The sequence below is a fragment of the Geobacillus thermocatenulatus genome (assembly GCF_002217655.1).
Taxonomy (GTDB): Bacteria; Bacillota; Bacilli; order Bacillales; family Anoxybacillaceae; genus Geobacillus; species Geobacillus thermocatenulatus.
Genome location: NZ_NEWK01000002.1, coordinates 50,831 through 68,581, shown reverse-complemented (window position 1 = coordinate 68,581; position 17,751 = coordinate 50,831). Strand labels below are relative to the sequence as shown.

17 protein-coding genes and 3 pseudogenes are annotated in these 17,751 nt (G+C 54.8%); 2 read left to right on the top strand and 18 right to left on the bottom strand.

From position 1 onward, the window contains the following. Positions 1-69: 69 nt before the first annotated feature. Complete coding sequence (locus tag B9L19_RS09120) at positions 70-285, top strand: Fur-regulated basic protein FbpA (RefSeq protein WP_047753063.1); 216 nt, start codon at positions 70-72, stop codon at positions 283-285. Beyond that, positions 245-382: a hypothetical protein gene (locus tag B9L19_RS19025; protein WP_011231352.1), complete on the top strand. Its 138-nt coding sequence runs from the start codon at positions 245-247 to the stop codon at positions 380-382. Before B9L19_RS09120 ends, B9L19_RS19025 begins: the two co-directional genes overlap by 41 nt. 52 nt (positions 383-434) lie before the next feature. On the opposite strand, the gene B9L19_RS09115 is transcribed toward B9L19_RS19025, so the two are convergent. The 18 genes and pseudogenes from B9L19_RS09115 to B9L19_RS09030 form a co-directional block, all read right to left on the bottom strand. Beyond that, positions 435-854, bottom strand: coding sequence for an organic hydroperoxide resistance protein (locus B9L19_RS09115; protein WP_025950741.1), 420 nt, complete (start codon positions 852-854; stop codon positions 435-437). A gap of 73 nt (positions 855-927) precedes the next feature. Beyond that, the gene (locus B9L19_RS09110; RefSeq protein WP_047753062.1) at positions 928-1,401 is read right to left on the bottom strand and encodes a MarR family winged helix-turn-helix transcriptional regulator; all 474 of its coding nucleotides are present in this window, start codon (positions 1,399-1,401) and stop codon (positions 928-930) included. 423 nt (positions 1,402-1,824) lie between these two features. Beyond that, positions 1,825-3,027 carry a nitrate/nitrite transporter gene (locus B9L19_RS09105; RefSeq protein ID WP_025950743.1) on the bottom strand — a complete coding sequence of 401 codons (1,203 nt, stop codon included), beginning with the start codon at positions 3,025-3,027 and terminating at the stop codon, positions 1,825-1,827. Between the two features lie 198 nt (positions 3,028-3,225). After that, on the bottom strand, positions 3,226-5,373 hold the full coding sequence (gene nasC / locus B9L19_RS09100; RefSeq protein WP_033024316.1) for an assimilatory nitrate reductase catalytic subunit NasC: 2,148 nt from the start codon (positions 5,371-5,373) through the stop codon (positions 3,226-3,228). Positions 5,374-5,384: 11 nt separating this feature from the next. After that, positions 5,385-5,687, bottom strand: coding sequence for a nitrite reductase small subunit NirD (nirD, locus tag B9L19_RS09095; RefSeq protein WP_025950745.1), 303 nt, complete (start codon positions 5,685-5,687; stop codon positions 5,385-5,387). Positions 5,688-5,897: 210 nt separating this feature from the next. Next, positions 5,898-8,324, bottom strand: a complete 2,427-nt coding sequence (nirB, locus tag B9L19_RS09090; RefSeq protein WP_089113927.1) for a nitrite reductase large subunit NirB — start codon at positions 8,322-8,324, stop codon at positions 5,898-5,900. Between the two features lie 345 nt (positions 8,325-8,669). After that, positions 8,670-9,074 (bottom strand): DnaA N-terminal domain-containing protein, encoded by a 405-nt coding sequence (locus B9L19_RS09085; RefSeq protein ID WP_025950747.1) that lies wholly within the window; start codon positions 9,072-9,074, stop codon positions 8,670-8,672. Between the two features lie 18 nt (positions 9,075-9,092). After that, a complete protein-coding gene (locus B9L19_RS09080; protein ID WP_089113926.1) occupies positions 9,093-9,494 on the bottom strand; it encodes an acyl-CoA thioesterase in 402 nt (133 codons plus the stop codon). 220 nt (positions 9,495-9,714) lie between these two features. Further along, positions 9,715-10,902: an iron-containing alcohol dehydrogenase gene (locus B9L19_RS09075; RefSeq protein ID WP_089113925.1), complete on the bottom strand. Its 1,188-nt coding sequence runs from the start codon at positions 10,900-10,902 to the stop codon at positions 9,715-9,717. A gap of 75 nt (positions 10,903-10,977) precedes the next feature. Next, entirely contained in the window at positions 10,978-12,012 is a 1,035-nt protein-coding gene (locus tag B9L19_RS09070; protein WP_089113924.1) for a nitronate monooxygenase, read from the bottom strand. Positions 12,013-12,276: 264 nt separating this feature from the next. After that, positions 12,277-12,444: a hypothetical protein gene (locus B9L19_RS19355; protein ID WP_223810916.1), complete on the bottom strand. Its 168-nt coding sequence runs from the start codon at positions 12,442-12,444 to the stop codon at positions 12,277-12,279. A gap of 12 nt (positions 12,445-12,456) precedes the next feature. Then, the gene (locus B9L19_RS19560) at positions 12,457-12,579 is read right to left on the bottom strand and encodes a hypothetical protein (RefSeq protein WP_279627597.1); all 123 of its coding nucleotides are present in this window, start codon (positions 12,577-12,579) and stop codon (positions 12,457-12,459) included. 115 nt (positions 12,580-12,694) lie between these two features. After that, complete coding sequence (gene xylB / locus B9L19_RS09060) at positions 12,695-14,194, bottom strand: xylulokinase (RefSeq protein WP_089113923.1); 1,500 nt, start codon at positions 14,192-14,194, stop codon at positions 12,695-12,697. A gap of 13 nt (positions 14,195-14,207) precedes the next feature. After that, a pseudogene (locus B9L19_RS09055) lies at positions 14,208-14,402 on the bottom strand (xylose isomerase); the annotation flags it as partial. 10 nt (positions 14,403-14,412) lie between these two features. After that, a complete protein-coding gene (locus tag B9L19_RS09050) occupies positions 14,413-15,459 on the bottom strand; it encodes an aldose epimerase family protein (RefSeq protein ID WP_089113922.1) in 1,047 nt (348 codons plus the stop codon). Between the two features lie 70 nt (positions 15,460-15,529). Then, positions 15,530-15,631: pseudogene (locus B9L19_RS19670) on the bottom strand (Gfo/Idh/MocA family protein); the annotation flags it as partial. 247 nt (positions 15,632-15,878) lie between these two features. Then, positions 15,879-16,460 (bottom strand): annotated as a pseudogene (locus B9L19_RS09040) (transposase); the annotation flags it as partial. A 519-nt stretch (positions 16,461-16,979) separates the two neighbouring features. After that, positions 16,980-17,744 (bottom strand): enoyl-CoA hydratase, encoded by a 765-nt coding sequence (locus tag B9L19_RS09030; RefSeq protein ID WP_089113920.1) that lies wholly within the window; start codon positions 17,742-17,744, stop codon positions 16,980-16,982. Positions 17,745-17,751: the final 7 nt, after the last annotated feature.

The following is a 17,751-nucleotide window of genomic DNA, read 5'->3' as shown; positions in this document are numbered from 1 at the left end:
GCTTAACACATTTGCTGTATGCTGAAGAAAAAGATGATATGGTAAAGGTAAAAACAGGGAGGGAATCGAATGGGGACATGGATGAGAAGCGCCGTGCGGAAGAAAAAGCAATTTTACATCGAACAGCTCGTACGGTTCGGCTTAGCCGCCGACCGCGAGCGGCTTGAAGAATGGACAATGGCCGAACTGCGACGCGAATATGAACGATTCCACCCCGCCCAGACGATCAAAGGAGGACGCCGCCATGGACAAACAAGCCCTCGAACTGGCCAAGCGCATCATTGAGCTCGATCTGGAGCGCGATGCGATGTTTGAACAGTTGATCGCCCTCATCGGCAACCGAGCAGATGAGCTGCTTCGATTTTTGCAAAATCGATTATAAAACGATCATGAGAAAGTGCCCTGAATTTCTTCACGGGCACCTTTTCTCATCATCATTCTTGAATCGACAGGGTTACATCAATATTGCCGCGGACAGCTTTGGAGTACGGGCACACTTGATGGGCTGCATGCACAAGCTCTTCAGCGGTCTTTCGATCGACCCCCCAAATGCGCACCTGAAGAACAACGGCTAACTGAAAGCCGCCATCCGCCTCATCTTTTCCGAGAGTCACTTGGGCGGTCACTTCCGTTCCTTCTACCTTGGCCTTTCTTTGACGGATGACCAAATTCAACGCACTGTCAAAACAAGCGGCATACCCAGCGGCAAACAACTGTTCAGGATTCGTGGCTCCTCCTGATCCTCCAAGCTCTTTCGGCATTTTGACGTCTAACGAAAGCACCCCATCGTCAGACACCACTTTCCCATTCCGCCCACCTTGCGCTTTCACTGCCGTCTGATATAGTGGTTGCATATTTCGTTTCTCCTCCTCAAAATTAAATTGTGTACAATTAAATTTTACAAAATATAATAGAAAAACACAAGATTTAATTTGACCAAGAAGAATGTTGTTCATCATTCAGCCGCCCAAGCAACGACCGCAGCAACATCAACAATTCGCTCCACTCTTGATTGGAAAGCCCTACTCGTTTGACAATTTCTTCTGGTATGCATTGTGCCTTTTGTTTGATTTTCTTGCCCTGCTCTGTTAAAACAACGCGCACAACCCGTTCGTCTTCTGGCGATCTCAACCGTTGAACGAGACCATTCTCCTCCATTCTTTTCAACATTGGCGTCAGTGTTCCGGAATCCAAATACAATCGTTTTCCCAGCTCTTTCATTGTCGTCTCCCCTTGCTCCCACAACACGAGCAAAACAAGATATTGCGGATATGTAATCCCTATTTCTTCAAGAAAAGGACGATATAACTTCGTCAACTCACGAGAACAAGCATAAATGGCAAAACAAAGCTGATGGTCTAAACGCAGCGCATGATCGTTTGACACGTTTTCTTCCTCCATTTCTTTTCAAGGTTTGACACCTTCCTCCTCCCTATTATATCGATCTCCCTCTTCGTCTGAAACCCGTTGGAGGTTTTCTGAAGGAAGATCGCCCGTTTCTTTACAGACATGCGTGCAAGAAAGGAGGCTGACCCAAAAGCACGCCCAGAAGCGGACTTTTAGAGTCAGCCCTCTTTGTTTTTTTACACATTTTGTTAAACGAAGAAAAATTCTATCTCTGTTCGCGCTCTAATTGATGATACTGCGGAGTGTCAAAGAGGTGAGAGCCTTCCGAAATCAGCGCCAAGGCTGGAAAAACTTAAGAAACGCCGCAAAATCGCCCCCTCTTTCTCAACCTAAAGAAAGAACTGTTTTCCACCAGCGTTTTTCGTTCAATCAAACGATTTCCTTTGAAAGTCTCCCACATCTTTTTAGGTGCACCATTCATTCTGCTGCTTTTTGAGAGAACGATTCGATCGCAACCGTCGTCCCTTGAAGGCGACGAGCAGTCATCACCGCGACCATGAAAACGAAGGCAAGCATCCAAAACCCATACGCCGAAGAATCAGTCCACTGCTTCATCACCCCGAGCACGTTCGGCAGCAAAAACCCTCCCAGTCCGCCAGCGGCGCCGATGATGCCCGTCAACAAACCGACTTCTTTCGGAAACCATGTCGGAACAACCTGAAACAACGCGCCGTTCGCCGCGCCGAAACAAAGAAAGAGAACAAGCATCAAGCCGAACACGACAAACAGAGGGGGCAAGGCGCCGATGCAAACGAGCAAAACCGCACCAGCGGCAAACAACAAGGAAAGAAGCCGCATTCCACCGATCCGGTCGGCGATATAGCCGCCAATCGGCCGGATGAAACTGCCAGCGAACACGACGGCGGTGACGAAATCGCCGGCCGTGACTTTGCTGACGCTGTATTCATCAAAGAAGAAAATGCCCAAGTATCCCGTCAGCCCGACAAATCCGCCGAATGACAAACTGTAAAAAAAACAAAACAGCCATGCTTCTTTTCGCTGGAGGACGGCTCGGTATTCACGCAAGGAAACGGGCTTCGCTGCTGTTGGACATTCACGCGCCAGCCAAGCGAACAAAAGGAAGACGACAACAAGCGGCACGAGCGCCAATCCGAACACCGCGTTCCATCCGTACGCTTCCGCCAGCCGCGGCCCAAACAACGTCGCCAGCACCGTCCCGCTGTTGCCGGCCCCAGCGATCCCCATGGCCAGCCCTTGATATTCTTTCGGATACCAGCGGCTCGCCAGCGGCAGTGCAACGGCAAAACTTGCCCCGCCCACTCCGAGTAAAAATCCAAGAGCATACACATCCGACATCCGGTCCGCGAACTGCCACCCCCACACAAGCGGCACAGCTGTCACCGCCATGCCAAGCAGACCGGCCCGCTTCCCGCCCCAGCGGTCGGCCAAAAGCCCCATCGGAATGCGAAGCATCGCCCCGCCGAGCACCGGCACGGCGACCATCAACCCTTTTTCCGCCGGCGTGAGCGCAAACTGTTCGGCGATAAACACCCCAAGCGCCCCAAGCAAGTTCCAAATCATAAAGCTGATGTCAAAGTACAAAAACGACGATAAAAGCGTCGGCGCATGCCCGACGCGCCAAAACGATTTCCTCGCCATCTTCCCCCGACTCCCCCTTGGCACAGAATGTTCATTATGTTAAAATGGAAATGAAAGCGATTTCTCCACCTACTTCCCGCCGTATTGCCGGGAAGTTTTTTTCTTATGGCGCGTCTCGGTCCGCGCGCCCCGCTGGGGATGATTCCCCGCCGCAGACGGAAAAGAGAGCGCTTTTTCCGGCGAAATGAACCACACAAGTCAATTTCTCCTCAAATCGACCACCGGCCGCACCCGAGCCGCACACCGCTTAAACGCCGGCATCTGGCAATGCGGATCGAGCTCATCGGACGTGACGTTGTTGATTTGTCCGAGGCCGCTCCAGTGGAATGGGACAAAAATGGTATCCTCGCGAATTTGATCATTGTAACGGCTGCGGACGACCGCCGCACCGCGCCGCGTTTCAATGCGCACAAGCATCCCTGGGCCGATCCCGTATCGTTTGGCCGTCCTCGGATGGATCTCAACGGTCGCCTCCGGCTGCCGCGCCGAAAGCGCCGGGCTCCGCCGCGTCTGCGTTCCGCTCAAATAATGGGCGAGCACCCTTCCTGTCGTTAAATAAAGCGGATACCATTCATCCGTCTCCTCTTTCTCCGGCCGAAACGGCAAAACCGCAAACCGAGCCTTGCCGTCCGGATGAGCAAACCGTTCCGTAAACAACCGAGGAGTCCCAGGATGATGCGCATCGGGGCAAGGCCAGTAGACACGTTCGCGCCGAAGCCGCTCATACGTCACACCGTAATAATCCGCTTTGCCGCCGCGACTCGCCAACCGCAGTTCATTGAAAATCTCTTCGGCTGACGTGAACGGGAAGAAGCGGCCCTTGCCAAGCTTGTGCGCAATCGCGCATAAAATTTCCCAATCATGTTTCACCTCCCCAGGACGCTTCCGAGCCGCCGGCCGAAAGCACACCCGTCCTTCGACGTTCGTCACCGTGCCTTCGTCTTCCAAATACGACGAAACAGGCAGCACGAGATCGGCCAGCTCGGTTGTTTCGGACAAAAACATATCCGCAACGACAAGAAATTTCAGTTTTTGCATCGCTTTGGCCACAAACGCCGCATTCGGGCCCGAGACGACGGGGTTCGACCCCATGACCAACAGCCCGGTGATCTCGCCCGCCTCGATCTTTTGCATCATTTCATACGCTGACACCCCCTTTCGCGGCAGCTCATCCGGCGCAACGCCCCATACGCTTGCGATATACCGCCGGTGTTGCGGATGCTCAATGCTTCGATAGCCCGGGAGTTGATCGGCTTTTTGTCCATGCTCGCGGCCTCCCTGCCCGTTCCCTTGCCCGGTGATCGAGCCAAACCCGGAGCCAGGGCGACCGATTTTCCCCACCGCCAGCACGACGTTGATCCACTGTCTGACCGCCGCATAGCCGTCCGCCTGCTGCTCCAAGCCACGAGCGGTGAGCACGATCGCATCGGCCGCCTCCCCGAACTTTCGCGCCGCCAAGCGAATCTTCTCAGCCGGCACGTCAGTCATGCGGACGATCTCATCCATCTCCACCGCTTCCATGTGCTGTTTCCATTCGGCAAACCCAACCGTCCGCTCGCGCACAAACGCTTCATCGATAAATCCTTCGTCAAGCAGCACTTTCCCGATGCCGACGGCCAGCGCCGCGTCCGTTCCAGGCTTGAGCGGCAGGTGCAGATCCGCCAACGCCGCCGTTTTCGTTTCCCGCGGATCCACCACGATGATAAAAGCGCCGTTCTTCTTCGCTTCATAAAAATACGGCATCAACGTCGGCTGGCATTCGGCGACATTGGTCCCAGCCAAAATGATCGTCTGGGCGAGTGGAATGTCGGAGAGCGGATTCGTCAACCCGCGGTCAAGACCAAACGCGTCGTTCATCGCGGCCGCGGCCGCCGACATGCAAAAACGGCCGTTGTAATCGATGTGCCGCGTCTTGAGCGCCACGCGGGCAAATTTCCCAAGCAAATACGCCTCCTCGTTCGTCAATGATCCGCCGCCGTAAACAGCAAACGCATCGACTCCATCTTTCTTTTGAATGGAGATGATTCGTTCCGCGATTAGCGAAAGCGCCTCCTCCCAGCTGACCCGCACAAACCGGCCGTCCACTTTCGCAAGCGGAAACAACAGCCGCTCGGGATGCAAAGCGTGCTGGTGGGCGTTCATCCCCTTTAAACAAAGGCGGCCGTTGGACGTCGGGTTGTCGGTTGGGACCGCCTTGTAGCGGCGCCGCTCTACAATCCGCTCCTCCACCAGCTGAAGCGTGCACTGGACGCTGCAAAACGGACATTGCGTCGCAGCAGCCGTTTCTGACGCCCGTTCTTTTTCCTTGGCGCGAAAGTAGCGCAGCAATTCATTCGTCATCGCCATTCACCCACTTCCTACAGCTCGACGTATACCAAGCCGTCTTTCACCGCCGCGCGGTACGTTTTGACACACCCTTCATCCGGCGCCTGCACCCGGCCGTCTTTCAGGCAAATTTTCCAATCATGGAGCGGACAAAACACAAACTCGCCGCTCACAATGCCTTGTGACAGATCGCCGCCTCTATGCGGACAGCGGTTTTCGACGGCAAATACTTGATCGTCACCCGTCCGGAACAACGCCAGCTCACGATTCCCGACCCGCACGCATTTTCCGAGCCGCTTCGGCAGCTGTTCCAATGTTCCCACTTTCACCTTCATCCTCTCTTCGCCCTCCCCGCATCGATGTCTGAACCAAAACCAGCCTGTGTGACCATTCCTTTACAAGCTGAGCAAGATTTCATGAACAACAACGTAAAATCAGCGTTTCAAAAACGAACACCTCATTTCTCGACTGGACTACGGTCACCACCCTTCTCTTCGTTCAAAAATAGTCCGGACGGCGGAGCATCGGACTTTTCCTCCTCCCCTTCATTCCACCGGCACCGGCTCTTTGTCGCCGATATCACGGAACAACGTTTGTTGCAGCGCCTCGTTTTCGACGATGTCCCGCCATGGATCTTTTGTCGCCGAAAGGGCTTTATAAAGCCGCTCAAGCAGCGCGCGGCGCGTTTCCACATCGAACAACACTTCGCGGATATGCTCGAGCCCGACGCGCTCCACCCATTTGGACGTCCGCTCCAAATAATGCGCGGACTCGCGGTAATATTGCAAAAAAGCACCGGTCATCTCGATCACTTCGTCTTCCGTCTTGACCGTGCAAAGCAAGTCAGCTGCACGCAAATGGGTGCCGCCGTTGCCGCCGACATAAATCTCCCATCCGCCCTCGACTCCGACGATGCCGACATCTTTAATGCCCGATTCCGCGCAGTTGCGCGGGCAGGCGGAGACGGCCATTTTCACTTTATGCGGCGTTTTCAGCCGCTCAAATGTTTGTTCCATCCGAATGCCAAGCCCGGTCGAATCTTGCGTCCCAAAGCGGCAAAACTGCTTGCCGACGCACGTTTTCACCGTCCGAAGCGCCTTGGCGTAGGCGTAGCCTGACGGCATGCCGAGATCGGCCCAAATGCGCGGCAAATCTTCTTTTTTCACCCCAAGCAAGTCAATGCGCTGCCCGCCGGTGATCTTAATCATCGGCACGTTGTATTTTTCCGCGACATCGGCGATGTTCCGCAGCTGTTCGGCTGTCGTCACCCCGCCATATATGCGCGGCACAACGGAGTACGTGCCGTCGGCCTGGATGTTGGCGTGCAGCCGCTCATTGACAAACAACGATTCCGCTTCTTCATCGTACTCGCCCGGATAAAGCATGCCCAGGTAATAATTGAGCGCCGGACGGCATTTCGAACACCCTTCCTCGTTTTTCCATCCCAATACGCTCATGACCTCTTTGACCGTCATCAGCCGTTTTTCTTTAATGGCCGCAATCACTTCCTCGCGGCTTAGGTCCGTGCAGCCGCAGATCGTTTCTTTCACCGCATACCGATTCGCTTCTTCACCGAGCATATGCTCAAGCAGCTCGGCGACAAGCCCTTTGCAGCCGCCGCACGAGCGAGACGCATTCGTATAGTCGCGCACCTCGGCGACTGTCTTAAGTCCGTGTTCGGCAATCGCCTGACAAATCGCGCCTTTTGTCACCCCGTTGCAGCCGCAAACCACATCGGCATCGGCCATCGCCGCCGCAAGACTTCCCTTCCCGCCTGAAGCGGTTGGGGCAAACAGCGACAGCGAGAGCGCCTCAACCGAATCGCCGCGCTGGATCATATCGAACAGCTTTCGGCCCTCGCTCGTATCGCCAAACAGCACTGCACCAACGATTTTCCCTTGGCGAACGACGACTTTCTTGTACACCGAGCGTGCTTCGTCATACAGTTTGATCGACTCCGTCCCTTCGCCATCCATAAATTCACCAGCCGAGAACACGTCGACACCGGACACTTTCAGCTGAGTCGCAACGACCGATCCTTCATACGGCTTTCCTTTTCGGCCGCAAATCGCCTCTGCCAGCACTTTCCCCTGCTCATAAAGCGGAGCGACGAGCCCATACACAACACCGCGATGTTCCGCGCATTCACCGACCGCGTAAATGTGCGGCACGCTCGTTTCCAAGTAGTCATTGACAACGATTCCTCGATTCACTTCAATGCCGCTTCTCCGCGCTAAATCAACATTCGGACGAATACCGACCGCCATCACCACCAAGTCGGCGGCAATGGACGTACCGTCCTTAAACCGCACTCCCTCCACACGGCCGTTGCCGAACAATTCGGCCGTCTCCTTGCGAAGCAAAACGTTCATCCCTTGTTTCTCCAGCTCCCGCTGCAGCAGCTTGGAAGCGGTCGGATCAAGCTGGCGTTCCATCAAATAGTCGAAAATATGGATGACATCGACATCCATCCCTAAGTGAAGCAGGCCGCGCGCCGCCTCCAAGCCAAGCAAGCCGCCGCCAATGACCGCCGCTTTTTTGTACGTCTTCGCATATTCGATCATCCGCTCGCAATCTTGGATATCGCGAAACGCCGTCACCCCGGGCAAATCCGCCCCCGGCACCGGCAAGATAAACGGATTCGACCCTGTCGCGAAAATCAATTCATCGTATTCGACTACCCGCCCACGGTCGGTCCGGACAAGCCGCCGCTTGATGTCGACTTCCGTCACCGTTTCGCCGGCAAACAGCCGAATGCCGTTTCGTTCGTACCATTCCCAACTGTTCAACGTAATGTCATCAAGGCGCGTATCTCCTTGCAGCACCTTCGACAACAAAATGCGGTTATAATTCGGATGCGGTTCGCTGCCAAAAATCGTGATCTCAAACGCCTCGCGGTCAAGTTTTAAAATCTCCTCGATGCAGCGAACCCCCGCCATGCCGTTGCCGATTAACACGAGTTTTCGTTTCATATCGTCATCCCTCCATACTTCTTGTCATCGATGCAGCCAAAGCCGGATCGTCATCACCAGCATCTCCCATAATCCGACCGTTCTTGTTTTCATCACCCTCACATTCCCCCTTTGCCTTGGTTGTGCCCATCATATCACGTCAAAAACGAAGTGCGCATTTTTTATGTTAGATTATATAACATTATTTTAACAAAAAAATATGAACGATCGCATAAAAATCAGAGGGAATATACGGTTTCACCACAATTGCGTAACTTTTTATAACATAAAAGATGCACAAAAAGCGGCCTCCCGGCTGATGGCGCGGAGGCCGCTTCTTATTGGAGGTTGCTCATTAGGGGATCATCAGTGAATCGGACGGGATTCCAGCAGTTCATCGATGATGCGCGCGTAGTGGTCAATGCGCCGCTCCAGCTCCTCCATCTGCCGCTCAAGGCGGGTGACGTATTGACGGAAGGTCATCGGAGCGCCGAATCGCTGTTCGAGCCGCTCTTCGATTTTCTGCCGCTCGCCGTGGACAGAGACGAAGATGCGCATCTCGCGGCCGAACACTTCGCGGACGGTTTCACTGATGAGTTCGCCGTATCTTGTTTGCAGCCATTCACATTGAATGTCGTTGAGGCATTCGATGATGAGCCAATCGTCATCCACCGTCGCGGACGTCGAAGCAAACCAAGTGTCAAACGACGGGCCGGACAGCTTTTGCGCAAGCTTCGTTTTCACTTGCTCCCAAAGATGATGCTCCTTCACACTGTCACCTCCTTTCATCTACTCTCTTGGTTGCCATACATGTTCGCGCAATTTCGCCCGAATGTCATCCGGAATCGGTTCGGGGCGCCCAGTGTCAAAATTGAAATTGACATACACCGCCCGTCCTTTGGCGCACACCACCCCGTTTTGGTGGATTTCTTCATAAATCGTCAGGCTTGTGTTGCCGATGCGTTCAATGCCGGTATATACGGTCACATCGCGCCCATAATACAGTTGGTTGACGTAGTCAACCTCCATACGGATGATCACCATCCGCCAACGTTTGAATGACAAATCAGGCGTAAACAGCTTGAAAATTTCATGCCGCCCCGCTTCAAACCAAACGGGCACGGTCGTATTGTTAATATGGCCGACGCCGTCGGTTTCCGACACGCGCGGCGTAATGACAGTCGTAAACATGAACGCTCCCCCTCAACGGAACTGGAATCTTCTTTTGTCGAATTTCGGCGGCTGATGTATATGGGTTCGCCCCAACGTGTGGAAATTCCTGCTTCTCCATCAAGAAAACGTGAAAAACGTCGCCCCTTGAGCGGAAAGGGGATCCAACCTGAGAAGCCGGATCCTAATTCCCAACATCCAAAGAAAAAACAGGAGCCTGAAGCAGCCCCTGTTTTTCTCCTCATTCGTTGTTCGGTTCGACGATCGTGCCGGCGAACGCGGCTTGATAAATCGTGCGGATGTCGTCTTCCGAAAGCGGCATCGGGCTGCGGGCGAGCAGCCGTTTTTGCTGAATGGCGTCTTTTGTCAAGCTTTCTAACGCACTTTCCGGAATGCCAAAACCGCCGAGCGTCTTCGGGATGCCGACATCGGCGACGAGGCGCTCGAGCTCCTCGACGCAACGGCGCGACGCCTCCTCCTCTGATAAAAAGCTTGAGTTGCCGCCAAGGGCGTTTAACATGTCCGCCATTCGTTTCGTGCAGCTTTGGCGAATGTAGCCCATCACATACGGCAAGAGCACGGCGTTCGATTCGCCGTGGGCGATATGAAACTGCCCGCCGAGCGGATACGCGAGCGCATGCACGCCCGCCACGCCGGCGTTGAAAAACGCCAAACCGGCCAAATAGCTGCCGTTCGCCATATCGATGCGCGCCTGTTTGTCCGCTCCATTTTCCACCGCCTTGCGCAATGAGCGGGAAATGAGACGCATCGCCTGAAGCGCCAAGCCGTCCGATGTCGGGCTCGCATTGACCGACACGTACGCCTCGACCGCATGGGTAAGCGCATCGATCCCAGTCGCCGCCGTCACCCGCGGCGGGACGGAAACCGTAAGCTGCGGATCGACGATCGCCACATCGGCCAACAAGTAGTCATACGTCACGACGTCTTTTGTCGTTTCCAACGACAAGACCGAGATGTTCGTCACCTCGGACCCGGTGCCTGATGTCGTCGGAATCAATATTTTCGGCAATCCTTTTTTCTCAAGCGTTCTCGTTCCCGTCAAGTTTAAATAATCAGCAACCGGACCTTCGTGCACGGCCAACACAGCAGCCAGTTTCGCCAAATCCATCGCGCTGCCGCCGCCGACGCCGATGACGAGATCAAACTCTCCGCCGCGGACAAACGCCACCGCCTTCTCCCCCGTTTCAAGCGGCGGCTCCGGCACGACGTCCGTATATACATGCACGCTGCACCCTGCTTGCCGGAGCGGGGACGTCACTTGCTCGACGAGGCCGATTTTTTCAAGCGCTGGATCGGTGATCACCAACACGTGTGCTGCCCCAAGCCTTTTTACTTCCGGAACTAACTGCGTAAGCGCCCCCCAGCCGACATAGCTGAGCGGCGGAAAGACGATGCGAGATGCGGTCATGGTTTCCTCTCCCCCTTATTCAGCATTTTTTCGGAAGAATGAACGCGTTTTCTTTCCATCCGCATAACGAAACTCCTATGCTTGCCAAGCTTCCTCGAGCTCCCGCTTCAGCTCTTCGACAAGCTCCGCCGCCGGAAGCTCCCGCGCCAGCCGATATCCCGTCCCGGCCCAAAGCGACATTCCCTCCGGGTCGCCTGCCTTGGCGGATGCGGCGCGCAACGGCTTCGTCATATGGTGCGCATGCGGATACGCCGCCGGCGCCAGGGCGCGATACTCCGCCATAAACCGGTTCACAAGCCCGCGCGCCGGCCGGCCGGTAAACGCCCTCGTCACGGCCGTTTCGGCAAAACGCGGATCGGCAAGCGCCTGTTTATGAAGCGGGTGCGCCCCGCTTTCCGGGCAGCGCAAAAACGCCGTCCCAAGCTGCACCGCGCTCGCCCCGGCTTTAAGCGTCGCCGCAATGCCGCGCCCATCCATGATCCCGCCCGCCGCCGCGAGCGGAATCCGGACCGCCGCCTGCACTCGGGCCAGCAGAGGAAACAACTCAAGCGCCTCATCCTGTTCCGGATCGTTGCCAAACGACGCCCGATGCCCTCCCGCTTCCGCCCCTTGCACACAAAGCGCATTCGTCCCAGCTTCGGCGGCCATTTCGGCTTCCTCCACCGCCGTGACCGTCACGATCACAAACGATCCCGCCTTTTGCAAGGCAGCGATCACTTCTTTGTCCGGGCAACCGAACGTAAAGCTCACAACCGGCACTCGCTCCCGAAGAAGCACATCAAGCTTCGCCTCCCAGTCGTCGTCCTCCCATTTCGGCTCGCCGACTGACGCCCCAAACCGCTCCGCCTCCGCCGCCAGTGCTACACGGTACCGTTCGACCGCCTCCTCATCCACTGTTTTGTCCCCCGGCACAAACACATTCACCCCAAACGGCCGGTCCGTCAACGTCCGCAGCTCATGAATTTCCTTCTTCATGGCCTCCGCCGTCTTGTACCCGCCGGCCAAAAATCCAAGCCCTCCGGCGTTCGACACCGCCGCGGCCAGTTCAGGCGTCGACACCCCGCCTGCCATCGGCGCTTGAATGATAAGGATGGGAAGTGTAGAGAACATGCGTATCTCCCTTCTTTCGGCTAAAACCGTTTTGCCCCTCTCCTATTTTTTCGCGCTTCGTGCAGGGATTTCCTGCCCCTTGGCACACGAATCTTTGCGTCTGACGATGCCAGCAGCTACCCGGCCAGCATAGTCCGTTTCACACCTCAAATACTATACAGATGTTATCTATCTCCCGTTCGATCAATAGACGACACGAACCATGTCCAATCGCTGTTCCCCCGGCGTCCAACAAACGGGCTGCTTGTTTGTGCATTGGTCGCTTTATTCAACATCTTTTAACAAACGGCTGGCCACTTCGATAAACATTTTGCCATCCTCAAACGAAAAATAGCGCATGCTGTTTTCATGGACAAGTTCTTCGATTTTTGCCCATGTCTCCGTATCGCTGCGATGATGGATGCGTTCGAGTTTCTCTACTTCCAACTTCAAGGCACGAACCACTCATTTCGGCTCATCCGCTAGAAATTGCAACAGCTGTTCTTCCAATTCAGCATTATAAAACGTCTGATTGTAATACGAGTCAAAGAAATATTGAAGATGTTCAAATTCTTTTCGAATGTCCATGTTTCGCTTCCCCCTGTTCAGTTCTTCTTTCAACAAGCATGGCGTGTTATCCTGCCCCGTGGCCTGATCAAACAAAAAACTCCCCAAACCATCCACTGGTTTAGGGAGTTTGTCGTCACGGCCGAAACGCCTTTAACCGTTTCGTCAGCTCTTTTGTATGCAGATAAATCTCTCGATAAATGGAAAACAGCTCTTTGTACTTGGCGACCGCATCCGGCCGCGGTTCGACGACGGATTCGACTTGTTTGAACGCATCCGCGCATTGCTTGAGCGAATCGAACCAGCCGACGCCGCAGGCCGCGATCATCGCGGCGCCGAGCCCCGGCCCCTGTTCGTTTTTCAGCTTCTCAACCGGCAGGCCGAAAATATCAGCTTGGATTTGCAGCCACTCGACGCTTTTTGCTCCGCCGCCGATCGAGACGACCGAGTCGATCGTTTTGCCGCTCGCTTTGATGATCTCCACCGACTCGTTGAGCGAGAACGTAATCCCTTCCATGACCGCGCGGGCGAAATCCCATTTCGTCTGCCGCGAGTCGATGCCGATAAACGACCCGCGAATATCGGCGTCCGCATGCGGCGTCCGCTCGCCGACCAAATACGGCGTAAACAACAAGCCGTTCGCACCGATCGGCGACTCGGCAGCGCGCTTGACGATCTCGGCAAACGGCACGTCTTCCGCAAACGTCCGCTTCCACCAATCAAAGCTGTAGCCCGCCGCCAGCGTCACACCCATCATATAGTAGGCGTTCGGTTCAGCGTGGTTGAAGTAGTGCACACGTCCAGCGAAGTCTTTTTCCCCGCTTTGTTCATAGGCAAGCACAACACCCGATGTGCCGATGCTTGACATCATGCGGCCTTCTGCCAAAATGCCCGCGCCAACCGCGCCGCACGCATTGTCCGCCCCGCCGGCGAACACTTTCACCGATGACGGCAGCCCGGTCTGCTCGGCCACCTCCGGGCGCAGCGTCCCGACGAACGCCGTCGCTTCGACAAGCGGCGGACAAAGCGAAAGATCGACGCCGACCGCCCGGGCGATCGCCTCGCTCCACGTTTTCGTTTGGATATCCAACAGCAGCGTCCCCGCCGCATCCGATACATCCATCGCCATGTGCCCGGTCAAGCGGAAGCGGACGTAATCTTTCGGCAACAAAAACACCCGCGCCCGCTCGTACAGTTTGGGTTCATGATTTTTCACCCACAGCAGTTTCGGCAACGTAAACCCTTCGAGCGCCTCATTTTTGGCAATGGAAAGCAGCTGGTCGCGGCCGACCTTCTCTTCAATTTCCCGACACTCTTCCGTCGTTCGCGTATCATTCCACAAAATCGCGTTGCGCACGACATTCCCATCGCCATCAAGCAGCACAAGCCCGTGCATCTGTCCGGAAAAACTAATCCCCGCGATCGACTCGGGGGAAACGCCCGCCGTCTCCCACACGCGGCGGAGCGCGACGATCGTTTTTTCCACCCAATCGTCCGGGCGCTGCTCGCTATAACCGGAATGCGGCTGGTAAAGGGGATAGGACTCGGTCCATTCCCCTTTCACCACGCCGTGTCGGTCGACAAGCAGCACTTTGACGGCACTCGTTCCTAAATCGACGCCAATGACGTATTCCATCCTCATCCCTCTTTCACGAACGGGATGCGCTCGGCACGCTGACTTCCAACAAGTATTGATTCAACAGCGTTTTCAAGCGCTCAAGACGGCCGGACGTATTGCGAATGTCGCCAAGCTGCAAGGCGTACTCCTCAAGCTTTTTGAAGTCCGCCGTCCCTTCGACGATCTCGCGGCCGATGCCTTCCGTATAGCTTTTGTACCGCTCTTCAAAGGAAACATCATCCAATATCAAACCGATGCTTTGTCACCGATACTCGTTCTTTTCCTCCTGGCAATATCCAAGACGGAAACTGCGGATGATGGATCGCATCCGGCAACCCTTGCGTTTCAAGGCAAACACCGAGATATTTCCGCGACGGCACGCCGCCTAGATCCAACCCTTCCGGCAGCTGGTTCGATGTATACACCACCACGCCGACTTCGTCCGTCTCCACCGTCAGCACCCGCCCGCTCTCCGGGTCGGAAAGCACAATTTCCTTGTCATAATGCCGATCGAGCCAAAACGGATGGTCATAACCCCCGCCGACGAGTTCAATTTGCGGATGCCCGGATTCGACCGCCTCCCGTATCGCCTTTCCTTGCCGCAAGTCAAACGGCGTGCCGGCGACATCCAAGATGCGGCCCGTCGGAATCAGCTCCTCATTCAATTCCAGCACACGCGAGCTTTGGATCGTCAACGTGTGATCCAATATATCACGCTTGCCGTTGCCGCTTAGGTTAAAATACGTATGGTTCGTCAAATTGACGAGCGTCGTTTTGTCCGAACGAGCTCGGTGTGTGACGATCCATTCGTTGTCATTGTTCAGCCAATATTCCACTTGAACATGAACCGTTCCCGGGTACCCTTCCTCCCCGTCCGGGCTTGTGTACGAAAAGACGACGCCGACCACATCGTCGCGTTGAACGGGCTCGGCCTGCCAAAGCACACGATGGAATCCGTTCGGTCCGCCGTGCAAGTGGTTGTTGTGTTCGTTTTTCGCCAACCGGTACGTGACGCCCTCAAGCTCAAAGCTCGCCCCGCGAATGCGCCCCGCCACCCGGCCGATCACCGCGCCAAAGTAAGGGGCGTTGGTCAAATACGGTTCAAACCGGCCAAACCCGAGCACGACGTTTTCGATGTTGCCGTTCCGGTCGGGAACGCGGAGGTCCGTCACGATGCAGCCGTAATTTGTCGCGGATAGTTCCATACCGCGGTCGTTTGTCAAGGTGAATAAGAACACGTCGTTTCCATTTAATTCGGACCACTTTTCGTATGTAATGTTCATCTCGATTCTCCTTCCTTCATAACCGTACAACCGCCCCCGTTTTCATCGATGTGCGGCAAGCATCGAGCGCCCGCGCTTGTTGGATCATGCACCGGACATCCTCTTCACATAAGGCAGCCGGCTTTTCACAAAGCACGTGCTTTTTCTTCTTCGACGCTTTGATCGTCCATTCGTGCTGATGATGCCAAAGTAGTCAAGGATTTGATTCAGGACTTGTTCCAGCAGCTTCGCTAATCCCTCATCTCTAGTGAATAACCCGTGCAAAAGTTCAGCATTTAGGGTAATATGATATTGAGCCATGGTTGCATCCCTCCCTCTAGAAATGTTGATCTATCAAGGCTTTTCGGCCTCTCAGGGGTGTCCAAAAAATATTTTTCGACAAAATCTCTTACATCCTCCTTTGTCACCACCGTCATCTTCCCGAAATCCACCTGCGCCTCGCCTGGCGGGTGCTCAAGTCGTTCATAGCGCTGTTCTTTCTCGAGTTTGAGCTGCGGTCTTCGTTTTTGCACGTACGCGCAAACGGTGCGATACGAGCCTTGAAATCCATGGTCACGGATGCATGGATCCACCACATAGGTCATCAGCCGGTCAAAGATTCCATGTTGGCGCCAGCGTTTCCGTGTTTTGACGAGCGTCGTTCGATCCGGCAGTGTGGGGTGATGAGGATCCGGATGGAGCACGGATTCAAAGTCGAGACCGCAAAACCACAAGTATCCGGCATGCATCGGGAGGATCTCATACAACTCCCGCTCGGAGTGGTCGAACCAATACGAGAGCAGCATCAGGCGAAGCAGCCGTCTCGGATCAGCCGCTGGACAACCCGTTTTTTCCGTGTATAGTGGGGTCACCCAATCGTGAATAACGGAAACGTCAACCGCTTCGTTGATTTGGCGCAGGATATGATGCGGGGGAACCAGGTCCTCCATGTCGATGACTTGAAACAGCCGAGGCTGAGTCGAAGGGTTTTTGGGGGCTTTCATAATCCGCTCACGCTCCATTCCAACGGTTTTTCTTCCTTTTTCGACATAAGCCCCTAAATCCCTGCCTCAGGGTGTACTTTTTTCACTGGCCTTCTAGGCTCACCGCCAAAATGACTGGCGCTTCTTCCTCCCTAGGCCCCCAGCAAAATGAACTGAGTGAGTTCCAAGTTGTTGTTGATAGTGAACTACCCACCACCTACGCTTCGCTTAGAGGTGGGGGCTTCAAGCGACTTGTGTGTGTTCGCCGAACGGTAAGCCACACACAAGAACCCTTTACGCTTCCCTTCGTTCCGAAGGTGTCCGTTCTAGCCATATTCTATCATACTCGTTGGCTAACGCCAACCGACATTCATCTCCCCCTTTCACTTCGTTTCGAAGTGGGAGACTTCTTTCGGAAAGATGTTAAAGTGCCCATCCCATACCCGTTGCAGCATGTTTTTCACCGACACAAGATGCATTGTCAGCCCCCCTTTTTTTCTTTGAACATATGGAAAAACCGGCTCTATTCAGCCGGTTTGGACAACGCTTTTATCGCTTCTACCTCCCCCGAAACACCGGCTTCCGTTTTTCTAAAAAGGCGCGGACGCCTTCGCGGTGGTCTTCGGTTTGCCGCATGCGTTGTTGGGCGTCGGTTTCAAGTTCGAGCACGCGAAGCAGCTCCTCTTTTGTTTGTTCGACATACAGCATTTTCGTGGCGATCATGGCTTGGAGCGGTTTTTCCTGCAAGGAAGCAATGAATGGTTCGGCCTGCTCCTCGTTCTCGACAACGAAATCAACGAGCCCAAGCTGCTGCGCTTCGTCGGCGCTCATCGGTTTTCCTTCCCAGATGATGTGTTTCGCTTTCGCCGTGCCGACCCGCTGCGCCAGGAAGAAATGCCCGCCGCCGTCTGGGATGAGGCCGATGCCGATGAAATTCATCGCCAAGCGCGCTTCTTTCGTGGCGATAAGATAATCGCTTGCCAAGGCGAAGCTGAATCCAAGGCCTGCCGCAGGGCCATGGATGAGCGAAACGGTGATTTTCGGCATCGTATACAAGAGCATGATCATCTCCCGAATCGTATTCATCACCGTCTGAAACTGGCTTGGATCATCGACAGCGAGCATCGTCTTAATATCGCCCCCAGCCGAAAATCCTCTTCCTCTGCCGCGGATGACGACAACGGAAGCGTCACTTTCCTTGATTTTCCGCAGCGCGTCGACGAGCTCCTCAAGCATTTGCACATCCATGGCATTTAACGCCTGCGGACGGTTCAGTTCCAATATCGCTTTGTTTTGGTCAAATGTCAGCACAACCGTTTCCATGGTTCTC

Bases quoted from the DNA above. Each gene is read 5' to 3' on its own strand.
- B9L19_RS09120 (WP_047753063.1), top strand. From the start codon at position 70: ATGGGGACATGGATGAGAAGCGCCGTGCGGAAGAAAAAGCAATTTTAC.
- B9L19_RS19025 (WP_011231352.1), top strand. From the start codon at position 245: ATGGACAAACAAGCCCTCGAACTGGCCAAGCGCATCATTGAGCTCGAT.
- B9L19_RS09115 (WP_025950741.1), bottom strand. From the start codon at position 854: ATGCAACCACTATATCAGACGGCAGTGAAAGCGCAAGGTGGGCGGAAT.
- B9L19_RS09110 (WP_047753062.1), bottom strand. From the start codon at position 1,401: ATGGAGGAAGAAAACGTGTCAAACGATCATGCGCTGCGTTTAGACCAT.
- B9L19_RS09105 (WP_025950743.1), bottom strand. From the start codon at position 3,027: ATGGCGAGGAAATCGTTTTGGCGCGTCGGGCATGCGCCGACGCTTTTA.
- nasC (WP_033024316.1), bottom strand. From the start codon at position 5,373: ATGGCGATGACGAATGAATTGCTGCGCTACTTTCGCGCCAAGGAAAAA.
- nirD (WP_025950745.1), bottom strand. From the start codon at position 5,687: ATGAAGGTGAAAGTGGGAACATTGGAACAGCTGCCGAAGCGGCTCGGA.
- nirB (WP_089113927.1), bottom strand. From the start codon at position 8,324: ATGAAACGAAAACTCGTGTTAATCGGCAACGGCATGGCGGGGGTTCGC.
- B9L19_RS09080 (WP_089113926.1), bottom strand. From the start codon at position 9,494: ATGTTTACGACTGTCATTACGCCGCGCGTGTCGGAAACCGACGGCGTC.
- B9L19_RS09075 (WP_089113925.1), bottom strand. From the start codon at position 10,902: ATGACCGCATCTCGCATCGTCTTTCCGCCGCTCAGCTATGTCGGCTGG.
- B9L19_RS09070 (WP_089113924.1), bottom strand. From the start codon at position 12,012: ATGTTCTCTACACTTCCCATCCTTATCATTCAAGCGCCGATGGCAGGC.
- B9L19_RS19560 (WP_279627597.1), bottom strand. From the start codon at position 12,579: ATGGACATTCGAAAAGAATTTGAACATCTTCAATATTTCTTTGACTCG.
- xylB (WP_089113923.1), bottom strand. From the start codon at position 14,194: ATGGAATACGTCATTGGCGTCGATTTAGGAACGAGTGCCGTCAAAGTG.
- B9L19_RS09050 (WP_089113922.1), bottom strand. From the start codon at position 15,459: ATGAACATTACATACGAAAAGTGGTCCGAATTAAATGGAAACGACGTG.
- B9L19_RS09030 (WP_089113920.1), bottom strand. From the start codon at position 17,744: ATGGAAACGGTTGTGCTGACATTTGACCAAAACAAAGCGATATTGGAA.